This is a genomic window from Paenibacillus sp. FSL M8-0212, assembly GCF_038004645.1.
Classification (GTDB): Bacteria; Bacillota; Bacilli; order Paenibacillales; family Paenibacillaceae; genus Paenibacillus.
Window position 1 is genome coordinate 759,949 of sequence record NZ_JBBORP010000001.1, and the last position, 14,810, is coordinate 774,758.

11 protein-coding genes are annotated in these 14,810 nt (G+C 47.8%); 5 read left to right on the forward strand and 6 right to left on the reverse strand.

Translation table 11 applies throughout. The annotated features are described in order from the left end of the window. Nucleotides 1–254: 254 nt before the first annotated feature. Nucleotides 255–2,255: a threonine--tRNA ligase gene (gene thrS / locus MKX68_RS03540; RefSeq protein WP_340909172.1), complete on the forward strand. Its 2,001-nt coding sequence runs from the start codon at nt 255–257 to the stop codon at nt 2,253–2,255. Nucleotides 2,256–2,302: 47 nt separating this feature from the next. Here the strand turns inward: thrS and MKX68_RS03545 are convergent, their stop codons facing one another. Next, nucleotides 2,303–3,166: an SDR family oxidoreductase gene (locus MKX68_RS03545; RefSeq protein WP_340909175.1), complete on the reverse strand. Its 864-nt coding sequence runs from the start codon at nt 3,164–3,166 to the stop codon at nt 2,303–2,305. Between the two features lie 104 nt (nt 3,167–3,270). Between MKX68_RS03545 and MKX68_RS03550 the strand changes: the two genes are divergently transcribed. Then, on the forward strand, nt 3,271–3,813 hold the full coding sequence (locus MKX68_RS03550; RefSeq protein ID WP_340909178.1) for a hypothetical protein: 543 nt from the start codon (nt 3,271–3,273) through the stop codon (nt 3,811–3,813). Nucleotides 3,814–3,869: 56 nt separating this feature from the next. Next, nucleotides 3,870–4,601 carry an MBL fold metallo-hydrolase gene (locus MKX68_RS03555; protein ID WP_340909181.1) on the forward strand — a complete coding sequence of 244 codons (732 nt, stop codon included), beginning with the start codon at nt 3,870–3,872 and terminating at the stop codon, nt 4,599–4,601. 572 nt (nt 4,602–5,173) lie between these two features. Here MKX68_RS03555 and MKX68_RS03560 read toward each other — a convergent pair. Then, nucleotides 5,174–6,385: a PQQ-dependent sugar dehydrogenase gene (locus MKX68_RS03560; RefSeq protein WP_340909184.1), complete on the reverse strand. Its 1,212-nt coding sequence runs from the start codon at nt 6,383–6,385 to the stop codon at nt 5,174–5,176. 260 nt (nt 6,386–6,645) lie between these two features. Here MKX68_RS03560 and MKX68_RS03565 point away from each other — a divergent pair, with 260 nt between their 5' ends. Beyond that, nucleotides 6,646–7,734, forward strand: coding sequence for a M24 family metallopeptidase (locus MKX68_RS03565; protein WP_340909186.1), 1,089 nt, complete (start codon nt 6,646–6,648; stop codon nt 7,732–7,734). 287 nt (nt 7,735–8,021) lie between these two features. Here the strand turns inward: MKX68_RS03565 and MKX68_RS03570 are convergent, their stop codons facing one another. The 3 genes from MKX68_RS03570 to MKX68_RS03580 form a co-directional block, all read right to left on the reverse strand. Then, nucleotides 8,022–8,375, reverse strand: a complete 354-nt coding sequence (locus MKX68_RS03570; RefSeq protein ID WP_091033506.1) for a hypothetical protein — start codon at nt 8,373–8,375, stop codon at nt 8,022–8,024. Between the two features lie 211 nt (nt 8,376–8,586). Next, the gene (locus MKX68_RS03575) at nt 8,587–9,270 is read right to left on the reverse strand and encodes a queuosine precursor transporter (RefSeq protein ID WP_017689950.1); all 684 of its coding nucleotides are present in this window, start codon (nt 9,268–9,270) and stop codon (nt 8,587–8,589) included. A gap of 375 nt (nt 9,271–9,645) precedes the next feature. After that, nucleotides 9,646–11,043 carry an L-cystine transporter gene (locus MKX68_RS03580; protein ID WP_091033512.1) on the reverse strand — a complete coding sequence of 466 codons (1,398 nt, stop codon included), beginning with the start codon at nt 11,041–11,043 and terminating at the stop codon, nt 9,646–9,648. A gap of 353 nt (nt 11,044–11,396) precedes the next feature. On the opposite strand from MKX68_RS03580, the gene MKX68_RS03585 reads away from it, so the two are divergent. Beyond that, a complete protein-coding gene (locus MKX68_RS03585) occupies nt 11,397–13,097 on the forward strand; it encodes a methyl-accepting chemotaxis protein (protein ID WP_100527909.1) in 1,701 nt (566 codons plus the stop codon). A gap of 126 nt (nt 13,098–13,223) precedes the next feature. On the opposite strand, the gene MKX68_RS03590 is transcribed toward MKX68_RS03585, so the two are convergent. Beyond that, nucleotides 13,224–14,768: a cobyric acid synthase gene (locus MKX68_RS03590; RefSeq protein WP_340915269.1), complete on the reverse strand. Its 1,545-nt coding sequence runs from the start codon at nt 14,766–14,768 to the stop codon at nt 13,224–13,226. Nucleotides 14,769–14,810: the final 42 nt, after the last annotated feature.

The following is a 14,810-nucleotide window of genomic DNA, read 5'->3' on the forward strand; positions in this document are numbered from 1 at the left end:
CTCTGCAGCCGTGACCTCGAACCTCAGCATTTTGGACCCCTTTGGATGTTCGACATGCTGTCAGTAGAGTTCACCGCCTGATCCCCGATAACGGATTCCAATGAGGGTTATGATGTTTTCTGTTCCGGCGGCTGGCCGAGATCAGGGTGCACCATAACCAAAATTAGGGTGGAACCACGAGCCAAGCGCACTCGTCCCTTTTCCGGGACGGGTGTTTTTTGCGCTTTCATTTCAAGAAATGGAGAGTGGTTCACATGAGCAAACAAGAAAACAGTAACTCAGCAAGCAACAAATCAGGTAACGAAATAAACAACCAAGCAAATGATCTTCAACCATCCAGTCATTCCATTGAGGTCCGTCTGCAAGGTGGCGCGATACGTTCTTACGAAGCAGGCATCACTGTAGGGGCGGTCGCCTCATCCATCAGCACAAGTCTTGGGAAACAGGCTATCGGCGGTATTGTAGATGGTCAGAATGTCGATCTCGATTGGGTGCTCAAGCAAGATTGCGAACTCGTTATTGTTACTTTGGACAGCGCGGAAGGTCTGTATCGTTATCGTCACAGCGCAGCACATGTGCTGGCACAGGCGCTCAAACGCATCTACGGTGCAGAACAAGTGAAACTGGGTATCGGCCCAGTCATTGAAGATGGATTCTATTACGATGTTGATCTGGAGCATGCCTTGTCCATCAGTGATCTGGCTGCCATTGAGCGGGAAATGAGCAAAATCATTCAGGAGAATCATAAGATCAGTCGCCGGGTCGTTAACCGGGAGGAAGCCCTCCGTATCTTCGGAGAGATCCAGGACCCCTACAAGCTTGAACTCATTCAGGATTTGCCGAAGGACGCCGAACTTTCAATCTATGATCAAGGAGAGTTCTTCGATCTGTGTCGCGGTCCCCATCTTCCATCCACTGGTCGAATCAAAGCGTTTAAGCTGTTGAATGTAGCCGGTGCGTACTGGCGGGGTAACTCGGATAATAAGATGCTGCAACGTATCTACGGCACTGCTTTCCCCAACAAAGCCCAACTGGATGAACATCTGCACATGCTCGAAGAAGCAAAAAAACGGGATCATCGTAAACTCGGCAAAGAGCTTGAACTGTTCATGTTCTCCGAAGAAGCGCCAGGCATGCCCTTCTACTTGCCCAAAGGCATGACTGTTCGCACTGAACTGGAGCAATTCTCCCGTGAGCTGCAATTACAGGAAGGTTATCAGGAAGTTCGGACTCCTCTCATGATGAACAACCGGCTGTGGGAGCAATCCGGCCATTGGGAGCATTACAAGGACAACATGTATTTCTCCGAAGTGGACGATGCCACTTTTGCACTGAAACCGATGAACTGTCCTGGGCACATGCTGATCTTCAAAAACACACTCCATTCCTATCGCGAATTACCGATTCGCATGATGGAATTTGGTCAGGTTCACCGTCATGAATTCTCAGGTGCCCTGAACGGCATGATGCGTGTGCGGACATTCTGCCAGGATGATGCTCATCTCTACGTCATGCCAGAGCAGATCGAGGACGAGATTAATCAGGCGATCTCACTGATCGGACGTATGTACGATATCTTTGGATTCGAATATAAGATTGAATTGTCCACTCGCCCGGAAGATTCCATGGGATCGGAAGAGCTGTGGGATCAAGCGGAACGTGCATTGCAAAATGTACTGGATCGCCGCGGCGTGGAGTATCGCGTTAACGAAGGAGACGGTGCCTTTTATGGACCAAAAATTGACTTTCATATCCTCGATGCGCTGAAGCGTAGCTGGCAGTGCGGAACAATCCAGCTTGATTTTCAAATGCCGGAGAAGTTCGACCTCACTTACATTGGCGAGGATAGCCTGAAACACCGTCCTGTCGTGATCCATCGTGCCATCTACGGTTCCATTGATCGTTTCATCGGCATTCTGACTGAGCACTATGCAGGAGCGTTCCCACTCTGGCTCGCACCTGTGCAAGTGAAGCTGCTGCCTGTATCGGATCATTACGCAGATTATGCGCTCCAAGTACAGAGCCAGCTCCGGGCTGCGGGCATTCGGGTAGAAACAGATCTGCGTAGCGAGAAGCTCGGGTACAAAATCCGTGAAGCCCAGATGGAAAAAGTGCCTTATTCGCTCGTGCTTGGTGAGAATGAGAAAAATGCCTCATCTGCCTCTGTCCGTGCATACGGTCAGGGAGATCAAGGCATCCAACGTATTGAAGCTGTTATTGAAATGATCCAACAAGCTGTGAAGGCAAAAATATAAAAGAAGTAACGACTCTATCTATTGGTCACTTATCAGCTTGTGCTGAATTACAACTTCTCATCAGGCTTTAGCCCCACCTGTTCTTCGCTCCATGTCCAGAAACGCTCAGCTGAAGCATCATCAACGGCATGTGCCTTCAGCTGCTGCTCTTTCTGTTGATAGAAGTAACGCCCGGTGATGCCGACAACTTCAGGACTTGTGGCCAGATAAATAGCCGTTCGCGCCCCTTCTTCAGGGGACAAAAAGAATGGCAGCTTGCCCACAAACGCCATAATACGTGTGCCAAATCCGGTATTGCGATCTACGCCAATGCTCGTTCCCACCGCACCAGGGTGTAGACAGTTCACTGTCACCGACGTACCTGACAGTTTGCGGGCCAGTGCACGAGTGAACAGCACGTTCGCCAGTTTGGATTGAGCGTAGCTTTTGATCGGATTATACCCTTTGTGCAAATGTGGATCTTCGAAGTGGATTTTGCCGGCCTTGTACGCCCCTGACGACACGTTCACAATCCGCCCCTGCTTCGCGGCTTTCAGAGGTTCTATCAAGAGTAAAGTCAGCAGGAAATGCCCCAGATGGTTAATGCCGATACTCTGTTCGAATTCATCTGAGGTTTCCTTCCGCTTGATCATCACCACCCCCGCATTATTAACCAGAACGTCAAGACGATCATGACGCTCGCGGAATGTGCGGGCAAACTGGCGTATACTTTCGAGTGAACCCAGGTCACACAACATCAATTCAATCGCAGAAGAGCCGGACTGACGCACAGCTTCCTGAAGAGCCTCCTGTCCGCGCTTCTCACTGCGGCATGCCATGATTACCCGATATCCTTGTCTTGCAAGTTCACTAGTGGTTGCCAACCCCATACCTGAGTTAGCTCCTGTTACAATTGCTGTCTGATTGGACATGAGGTACTTCCCTTCTGAACCTGAGGTTCCGAAATTAGAGGCGCAACGACGGACAATATGAGATAATGATAGGATCACATCTCGGTTTCCATGGGAGGACAAGTATGCTGACCAAAGAAGATTTTAAAAAAGTTAAAAAACAAGCCAAACTTGAAATCGCACTACTCGAACAGGAATATCAGGAAATCTTGCAGAACGTTGATTCTACGCTGTATGAAAAATACGGTATTTTGGACAAAGAAGAAACACGTGAACTTACCCGAAAACGCAAAAACCGAAGATATGCTTCACTGGTCATCGAACTATGCGCCATTATTGAACAAATGTTACATCAACTGTACAAAGACGTATATCAGAAAAAGTTTAATTCGACCCAGCTGATGAAAACTCCTGCCTATCGTGCGCGCTCCAACATGGAGATTATTCAAGCCGAACTGAGTAAAGAATTCATTGCTCTTGAATCCGAAAAAGAACACTTCGCAGAAGCCCTTAGCCAGGTGTTTCAGACGAGGAACAAACTTGTTCATGATAACTTCTCATTTGTCTCCATCGTTAAGGATGGCAGTAATGAAGAAGAAACGTTTGAAACATTACTCCATACGGTAAAAAAATATAGAAAACACTTAAAATATAATCGCCCTGAATAACAACAATCATCGCTAAAAAAGAAAAGGAGGTGTACCGGACTACGGTCCGGACAACCATGAGCCATCCAACAACTTCGATTACTGTGCTAAATCTTCAGATTCCCACACCTTCTGGGAACAGCCCCATATTCCCCGTCATGCTTCGTGACGAAGATGGGGTAACCCTGGTGGATACAGGCATGATTGGACAATTTGCCGAACTTCAATCCGCATTGGAACAAGAAGGCGTACAGCTCTCGGACGTCAAACGTGTGATTATTACCCATCAGGACATCGATCATATCGGTAATCTGGGCGCTCTTCTGGATGCTATTCCCGATCTGGAAATCTGGGCACATACCGATGAAATTCCTTATCTAACAGGTGAGAAACCTTTGATCAAGTTCACGCCTGAACGTCGTGCGCTGCTGCCCGCGCCCGTATTGGCACTGGCAGACCAACTGCTCTTACAACTGCCTGAAGTGAACATCAGCAGAACACTGGCGGACGGGGACATGTTACCCCTTCAAGGTGGTACACAGATTATTCATACACCGGGACATACCCCAGGTCATATCTGCCTGTATTTCGGTGAGCAGCAGTTCCTGCTCGCTGCCGATGAACTTCGTGTGGTCGATGATGAACTGGTTGGCCCAGCGCCACCCGCGACACCGGACATGCCTGAAGCGCTACGAAGCCTGAAGAAACTGACCGACCTTAAGCTCGATAAAGTCCTCTGTTATCACGGTGGAGAGTACACGAATGATCCCGCTCAGCGCATTGCCACACTTGCGGAGAGCGCAGAGTAGTAAAGAACGCGGAGCTGTGAGTATTTTTGGAATGACACAAGCATCCTATTAACGCTGTTTCTCTTCGTGCGGCATTGTGCGGAGTAGCTCATTCAAGATTAGGGCGACACATACATTACAATCAAGGAGCTGTCCCATAAGTCATGAATTTGACGGGAACAGCTCCTTTAATTAACTAACCATGTGCATATACTACTGCACTGGAGTTGTTTTGTAACGAATCTCTGACACCCTATACGCAGAATTTTGAGTATCAGTATTTTCTAACGAACTCCAGACACCTTAGTTACTCATTTCATTGGTTTTTCGGCAGGTTTCTAGTGAATTTTGGCGATATAACGTGACTGAGGTTCGTTATATACTATGAACGCCACCAAACCTCTATTTAAGGTGCGTCAGGTTCGTTAGAATAATTTTATTTAGAGCGATTCAGATTAGGGCACTTCAGGGCTTTGGCTTAAAGTTAAGCGGCAACCGTTCGTTTTAAACTTACTCCATCCTCAACCTTACGGGGATACCAATCCGGTTCGACGCTGTCCTGTAACACTGATTTTATCTCCTTTGACCCCGACTTAGCTCTCCGGAGTAAGTACAATCAGCTTGTCATCCCCATCACGTGGCGATCCTCGTCCATCCCGATTGTTCGTAAGCACGTATAACTTTCCGTCCTCACCAGCACTCACATTGCGAATTCGACCCCATTCATCTTCAAAGATCGGTTCCACCTGCTCGACCTGTGTACCATCCTCCGAAAGAGTAACTTTCAGCAACTGCTCTCCACGCAGATTCGCAGCAATCAGTGATCCAGCCCAAGATCCTTCCTCAACAAAAGCTACACCAGACGGCGCCCATGTATCATTCCCACTATGTGCAAGCGGAGCCTGATATGCGCCATTGTCATCGTCGTCTCCCTCCACCTCAGGCCAGCCATAATTCTCACCAGCTACAATCCGGTTGATCTCATCATGATTACGCTGACCATGCTCAGTGGAGTAGAGATAACCGTTGTCCGGGTTCCAGGCCAGTCCCTGTGCGTTACGGTGTCCCACACTGTATACAGGTGAATTCGGCCATGGGTTGTCTGCCGGGATCGATCCGTCGAGACCTATCCGCAATATTTTACCTCCAAGGCTATCTTGGTTCTGTGACAGTTCCGGTTCATACCGCTCACCTGTTGTGATATAGAGCAACTTGTCCGGGCCAATCTTGATCCGCCCACCGTTATGATTTGTTCCGCCTGGAATGTTACCAAGTAGTTCTTTATCTATGACCGCTTTGCCATCATTCACCTTGAGGCGTAACACCCGATTGGCAATGTCGTCGCCTTCCAGATAGGAGTGGTATGCATACAAGTAACCGTTCTCCTCAAAGTCCGGATCAGCTGCAAGACCCAACAGTCCTCCTTCACCTTCTTCATTAAACGGAGCTGAGAATTCAATCAGTGGTTCAGAGGCCAGTTTTCCATCCTCAATGACCCGAATTGCACCAGGGCGTTCCGTTACAAACATCCGACCATCAGGCACACTTACAATCTCCCATGGTGCATTCAATCCTTCAACCAGTACGGAAGCCTGATACGGAATAACCGTCTCTCCCTGCGCTCCACTCTCATTTCCACTTGCACCGGTATTGCCTCCGTTGGCCGTCTTTCCCTGACCTGTTCCCTGTCCCTGAGACGTCTGCTCTGTCCCTCCCGTAAAGGTTTCGCCTGAAGAACATGACGCGGTTAACAGTGCCACACTTAATAATGAAGCATACAGCGGAACGTTTACTCGATTATTCATGACTACATCTCCCTTCGTATATCGTTCTTGTATAAAATAATTAAGCCAAGCTTCAACGTATTGTTAATATATTGTACTCTATTGTTGTGGTGTTATTATTCATGTGTAAAGCGGTTTCGCCCTGTATTACCCTTCATACCAGCCGCTTAAACCGAGAATTCAAGGGATCCCGAGGACATGAAATCATCGCAGTTTGGAATTCCATCATAATCTTTTATAATAGAAGGATAGTATGAATGGAAAGGTGGACAACTACACTTATGAATCAAAACCCTTTATCTCGTCTTGAAGCCGATCTGTCCGGGCAAGGATTGGACGCCATGCTGATCACAGATCCGAAACATATCTACTATTTAACTGGATTTGCGAGCAATCCGCATGAACGCTTCCTTGGTCTGGTTCTTGCACGCGGCGAAGAGCCCCTGTTGATTGTACCCGCACTGGACGCAGAAGCTGCCGCTGCCGCTTCCTCGGTATCCAACATTGCCACGCACACGGATACGGATAATCCGTACGCTTTGTTCGATCGTTATCAGGGGCGCTTGGGCCGAGTAGGTCTCGAGAAAGAATACGTGACGGTTGCACGTTATGAGCAGCTGACCGCCGCTCTCGGTGCAGCCAGCTTTGAAGATGTTGGTCCCCTGCTTCGCACATTACGTGTGAAAAAAACACCAGATGAGGTAGCCCGCATTCGCCACGCCATTCATCTAATTGAAGAAACTCTTCGTCAAGGCCTCTCTCATGTTCGCACAGGTGTAACCGAGATTGAACTTGTCGCCGAGATGGAGTATCAGATGAAAAAGCTGGGTGCCGATGGCCCTTCCTTTGATACCATGGTGCTCACGGGACCCAAAACTGGTCTGCCACACGGTACACCGGGTGAACGGAAACTGCAACATGGTGACCTGTTGATGTTTGACATGGGTGTGTATGCTGGAGGATATGCCTCGGATATCACACGTACATTCGCCTTTGGTGACATCTCACCTGAACTCAAATCCATCTATAACACTGTGCTCGCAGCGAACGAAGCTGCTATCCAAATCGTGAAACCAGGCATTACCTGCGCTGAAGTGGATCGTGCAGCACGTCAGGTAACGGAAGAAGCGGGATACGGCGAACGTTTTATGCATAGAGTAGGCCATGGATTGGGTATTGACGTGCATGAGTATCCTTCTCTCCATGGAGAGAATATGGACATCCTGAATGCAGGCACCGTATTCACGATTGAACCGGGCATCTATACCGCAACAGGTGGCGTTCGTATCGAGGATGATGTAATTGTAACCGAGACGGGTTTCGAAGTTCTGACGACATTTCCGAAAGAACTGCACATTCTTACCGACTAATCCAATTGGATCTATGTCAAAAACAGCCCATATACATCAATGCTCAGCCGATATTATGCATCATGAACTAAACTGCACGAAACTGTGCTGAACTGTTTTCAAAATAATATACTCTTTCGCGTACGCCTCAGGCCTGTATACAGAAAAAGTGCAAGTACACACGCGAACACAAAAATCCCGCAAATCCATGAATATCATGGGTTGCGGGATTGTAATTAATACAAAGCATATCCTAAATTACTCCGTCTGCATTCTACGTAATCTTATTCCTGCTCACTCATTTACCATTAGTCAAACTCATGCGTGATATCCTGCCAAGACTCTAGCTGTGGCAACTGTTGCTTCCCCCAGTAATCCAGAAACCATTGAATAATCCCAGTTGTATCTGTTGTGCTGCAGCTGTAATGCCGGAAACCGTCCTCGCCTTCCTGCAAACGAATCTCCGCCACCATTTGCCCTGGTTCCTCAAGCGCAGCAGCCTGCATATACATACTTCCCTCCACCAGCTCCGAAGGTTTAAGTACTACGTATTCATGCAATTCCAGATTGGAGATCAACTCCACCAATAACGAGGCATTAATGTTATCATTCTCGTAGGTTGTGCCATTGCTTTCCAGTGTATAACGCAGTGTAGAATACATGTGCGATTCCCCTTTGTATGAAGTCATTGTTGGCTAATAATAAATGATACACGCTCATAAACGACAGGTCGTTTATATTATAACTTTTTCATAAAAATGTAAAAAGGATTTTTCTTGTTTCGGGACTTTTCTATGAAAAAAACCCTTGCTGAGTCCGAATTACAATTGACTGCGCAGAGGGTGATTTTAAGTGATACTCTTTGAATATTGTCTAAGCTTCATCCTTAAACTTAAAGCTGCGTGCGGCATACAGAAACGGTGTTCCAACCGCAGTTAATACAAATTTGATAATATACGTCGTCAGGAAGATTTCCAGCCAAACATCCCAAGGGTAGATAAACGCAAACGCGATTGTGCAGAACACCAGTGTATCCACAAATGAACTGATGATCGAACTACCGTTGGTGCGTATCCACAACTGATTGCGTCCTGGGGCCACCTTGCGCAGCCAGGAGTACAATCGTACATCCAGGAACTGACTGATAAAGTAAGCCGTCAGACTTCCGAGTGCCAGACGTGGCAGCAGACCGAACAACTTCGCCATGGATTCCTGTGCAAAGTCCGTCGGTGCCGGGTCAAAGAACAACACCATCTGCATCAGAACCGTCGTCATGATGAGCGTGAAGAATCCGAACCATACGGCTTTGCGTGCCTCACCTGGTCCATACTTCTCATTAAGAAGGTCACTGGTCAGGTACATGCTGACATACATCGTGTTACCAAGCGTCAGCACGATTCCCATGATATCTATCGTTTTGGTCACCTGAATGTTGGCTATAACCGTAGCCACACCAATCCAGGCATAGAGACCTTTTTTACCGAACAAGCGGTAACACAGCAAGAAAAATCCATAAGTTACGAGAACAAAAACTGCTCCCCACCCTAAGTTAAACATAAATACATACACTGCCTTCCTAGTTTTGATTACGCGGGATGGTTACGAACCGCGGTTTGGCTCAGGGCCAAAACATGAATACTCTATCACATTTCTCGTCCCATGAACAGAACTAAATAACTCCAAGTGTGCCTGACTGACTACGATCCCTTCTATATTCCTCCTCTGTCTCTCTCCACCATACTAGTTTTTCCTACCCCGATTCCCCTTGCCCCGTGTATCGAAAAAGAAGACTGCTTCACCACCGTGCACAGTATAGTTTGATTTCCGCAAAAAAAACCGCCCTCCGGATTCCTCCGAAGGACGGCTTTTCTCACTTGATTTGTAGACGGCTCTAGCTATCTTAATGTGAGCTTTTATCTAATCCATTCTGTATTAAGCCTGAGCCGCAGAATCCAGCTCACGGCTTTGATCGTTAAACGTGTCCCGATCGTTTTCCTTCAAAATTCTGCTCGTCACGAGTCCTGATGTCATCGACCCGTTCACGTTAAGCGCTGTACGACCCATGTCGATCAGCGGCTCCACGGAAATGAGCAGTCCAACCAGAGCCACAGGCAGATTCATGGTGGACAATACGATCAGGGAAGCGAAGGTTGCCCCGCCGCCAACGCCAGCCACACCAAACGAACTGATCATGACTACGAGGATCAAAGTCACAATGAAGTCCCAGCTCAGCGGGTCGATACCGACCGTCGGAGCAATCATCACCGCCAGCATGGCCGGATAGATCCCGGCGCAGCCGTTTTGCCCAATCGTAGCCCCAAAGCTTGCAGACAGGTTCGCAATGCCGTCCGATACGCCGAGTTTCTTCGTCTGTGTCTCCACATTCAGCGGGATCGCCGCTGCACTTGAACGGGACGTAAAGGCAAATACCAGTGTTGGCAGCACCTTCTTCAAATACGTAACCGGGTTGAAGCCGGACAGAGAGATAATGATCAGATGAATAATAAACATGATCGCCAGCGCGATATAAGACGCAATCACGAATTTGATGAGCTTTAATATCTCTTCCGCATTGGTTGTCGCCGTTACCTTTGTAATCAGTGCTAAAATCCCGTAAGGCGTAAGCCTCAGCACCAGTGTAACAATTCGCATAACCACCGCATATACCGCATTAACCATACCGCGGAACGTCTCCGCCTGCTGAGGTTTTTTGCGATCCAGTCCAAGTACGGCTACACCGATAAACGCGGAGAAGATAACCACCGCCAGTGTGGATGTACGACGTTCTCCTGTCATATCTGCAAATGGATTCGAAGGAATGAATTCCAGCACTTGCTGCGGGATGGTCTGATCCTTCACATCAACAAGCCGTTCCTCCACCTTCTGAATCTGCGCATTCTCCCGGTCTCCTCCTTGAATCTCAATGGAAGTCAGGTTGAAACCCAGACTGGTCACAATGCTGACCCCTGCGGCAATCGCTGTGGTGATCAACAGAATGGCAATAATGGAAACACTCATCTTGCCTAGATTTTGCTTGCCTTTCAGATTCATAATGGCTGAGATGATCGACACCATGATTAATGGGATCACGACCATTTGCAACAAACGAACATATCCTGAACCGACCAGATTGAACCAATCGACTGATTTCGTAACGACATCAGAACCTGATGTGTACACCAATTGAAGAATAACCCCGTACACAACCCCCAGTCCCAGACCCGCAAATACGCGTTTCGTAAAGGAGATATGCTTTTTCTGCATCCAGTAGAGGATGCCAAGTAAGGCAAGCATAACCACTACATTCAATATGACTAGAAAAGTATCCATTTCTTTTAAATCCTCCTCAGGTATGTGTGTAACCGGAAAATATCCGATTTTCTCTTTTATCTTTTGTACTTCCGACAAAGACATTTTACAATATAACATATAACAAACTATTCTGGTAGGTATTAATTGATATTATGTAATATGCATGTAACAGATTCATCTATTTCTGAAAAAAATACACCAAATCGTGAAAATTGTTCTATTCAACCTCCGGTTAATTTTGTAATATAGGTATATCCGCTTATTCCCAAGTTTTCTCAACGTATAATTTAGGTCTTTCTTCATTGGTAGATAGGTCTTAGGATTACGGAAAAGCGACAATGTTAATGAACTTGACGTGAAAGGATGATCATATGTTTCGTAATCGCACCGTTGCCGGTAAAATCAGAGGCACTTTGTTCCTCGTTCTGCTGGTTGCTTCCCTGTTGTTCAGTATTAGTTTTTACGCCGTTTCGATGAATATTATTCAAAGCTACGTGCTGCCGCAGTTTGACAAAGTCCTAAACACGTCCATTCAGGATATATACAAGAATACTTCAGCATCCAAAATCCTACAGGTACAGAGTGGCGGAGCCGGTTCTGAAGGTGCTGCCATGACCGTGGAATCGTATCTGGCAGATAAAGCAAAAGAACATAATCTGGATGCTGCTTACGTTGTTGCTATTCAAGATGGCACCGCCAAAGTGGTTGTTGCCAACTCTTCCTCAGGCATGAAAGCGCAGGATGAGATCAGTGTAGAACCCGCAATGAATGCAGCTATTGAGAACAAAGAAATGGTAATCAGTGAGGTCTACTCCGATTCCTTTGGTGTACATAAAGCAGCCTTTATCCCCATTGCAGGAAGTAATATGATTATGGCTGTGAGCATGGATGCCCAGTTCATTCAAGACAAGATTACCCAGATTTTCTGGTTGTGTCTTGGGATTACAGCATTAGTGTTTGTGCTTGGGTGGCTTATCTCCACTAGTATGATCAAAAGAGTGACCAAACCGATCATCAAGCTTGTCCAACATAGTAAACAAATTTCCCAAGGCGATCTGACCGCTGAGCTAGAGATCAAAGGTAAAGATGAAATTGCCCAGCTTGCCGCAAGCTTCCAGACGATGACGCATAACCTGAAAGAAATGATTAGCCGTGCCTTGTCTACATCCAATGAAGTTGTGTCAGGTTCCAATGACCTGCTTCAGCGAGTTGAATCGATGTCTGGTATGGTTCGAAACTCCAGCCGCTCCGCAGAAGATGCAGAAAAAGGCAGCATCAGCATTGCGTCAAGCGCATCCGAGAACGCGAGAGCTATGGAAGAAATTACGCAAGGTATCATGCATATTGCTTCTTCTTCCGCTGAAGTGTCTGACCAGATTGGTGAAGCAGCCAACGAGGCAGTTAACGGTAACCGACTGGCTCAGAATGCCATTGAGCAGATGGAGCGTGTAGGCCAGACAGCAAGCGAATCGTTGCGTTATGTCGAAACTATGAATGAACGTTCGGTAGCTATCGGCACCATTGTTGCTTCCATTTTTGAAATCACCAAACAGATTAACATGCTGTCACTCAACGCCTCCATTGAAGCAGCACGTGCCGGAGAACATGGCCGCGGATTCGCTGTTGTTGCTGGAGAAGTTCGCAAACTTGCCGAGCAATCCAAGACAGCCACCGAAGAAATTTCGGATTATCTGGGTACCATTCGTGAAGACGCTGAACGTTCCGTTGACGCCATGAACCGTGTAACCCAGGAGATTGGTTCCGGTACAACTGTTGTTCAACAAGCAGGCTCAGCCTTCCAGCAGCTGAATGAATTGATCCAGAACGTGAATCTGACCATTCAGACCGTCTCTGCTTCTACACAACAAGTATCTGCTGGTGCTGAAGAAGTGAGTGCGTCCGTTGAAGAAACGGCACAAATTACGACCAAATCCCGTGAAAGTATGCTACAGATTGCTTCAACAGCAGATCTTCAGCTCAGCGAGATGGATTCACATTCGAATACGGTTCGTCATCTGCATGAACAAGCTGTAGAGCTGCAATCCGCTATGAAGAATTTCAAAATAAACTAACAGGTTAACCATTAACCTATCATCACCTGTTTTAAACCTCATTTAATCATAGGATATACAATACCCCCATGCCGCTAACATTCCGTTTCTAGAGAACGGTTTGTCGGGCATGGGGGTATTGTTGTTTCACTTGGGTGCCTGAACACCCATAATCTCGTACACACGCTTCATATCCAATGCCGAACGCAACGATTCGGCTACCCGATCGAACTCCATCTCCTTACGTTCATGCGCACTATATGTCTCCTGAAGCGGCGGCAGTCCTTTTCCTGCACGCAAGGCATTCAGCCACGAACGTCTGAATTGATCACTTTCAAACAAACCATGCAGGTAGGTTCCCCACACGCTGCCATCTACTGAGCCCCAGCCTTCTTGGAAAGGTTGCCCACCTGGATGTGAGATTTCAAACAACGTGGTTACACGTTCAGGCTCGTGGCACTCCGTAACGCCCATATGAATCTCATATCCATTAACAGGTAATGCAGCATCTGCTACATCTCGCTCACCATACAGACGAATCGGGTGATTAGGCTGCACCCGTCCGGAAGCTCTGACGGTCTGCTTTTCCTGAAGAAACGTTGTTGATAGCGGGAGCCAGCCAAGCCCTTTCGCTTCCTGAATCTGATTCGCCTCCACAGCAAAGGGGTCCTTCAGATGACGTCCCAGCATCTGGTACCCGCCACATATTCCTACGAGCTGAACATGCTCACGCTCGGTCTGGCTGGCAATCGCCTGCTCCAGCCCAGACTCACGCAGATATGCCAGGTCACCTATGGTATCCTTCGTACCCGGTAGAAGAATAGCATCAGGACTTCCCAATTCCTCTGGCGAGGTCACGTAACGCACATTCACATCCGGTTCACGGGAAAGTGCGTCAAAGTCTGTAAAGTTGGAAATTCGCGGATATCGGATCACCGCCAGATCCAGCTCGGTTTTACCGGATTTCCCATGACGCATGGAGTCCAGCACCACTGAATCCTCTGCTTCAATCTGAATATCTCTTATGTAAGGCAATACCCCTAATACTGGAATGCCTGTCCGTTCTTCGAGCCAGTCGAGTCCCGGCTGCAACAGGGACAGATCACCGCGGAACTTGTTGATAATGAACCCTTTGACTCGCGCCACCTCATGGGGTTCCAGCAGCTCCAGCGTACCTACAATGGAAGCAAACACTCCGCCCCGATCAATATCGGAGATCAGAATCACCGGCGCATCGGCCCAGCCTGCCAGATTCATGTTGACGATATCCCGGTCCTTCAGATTGATCTCGGCCGGACTGCCCGCTCCTTCCATCAGCACAATATCATAGGTATCCCGTAGCCGATTCAACGCATCCATCACCGTCTGCTTTGCTTCAGGCAGGAACTTCTGCCGATAATCTGATGCACTCATCTGGGCAAAAGGTACACCATGTACCACGATCTGCGAATGCATGTCCCGCACCGGTTTGATCAGGATCGGGTTCATGTCGGTTGTCGCCTCAATACCGCAGGCTTCAGCTTGTGCCCCCTGAGCCCGACCAATCTCCTTGCCATCTTCCGTCACATAGGAATTCAGTGCCATGTTCTGTGACTTGAACGGGGCTGGCTTGAAGCCGTCCTGCTTAAATATACGGCACAGCGCCGTTGTGATGACACTTTTGCCTACATCGGAAGCCGTTCCTTGCAGCATCAGTACCGCCGCTGGTTGTGATGGCCTATCTTCCACGCTCTC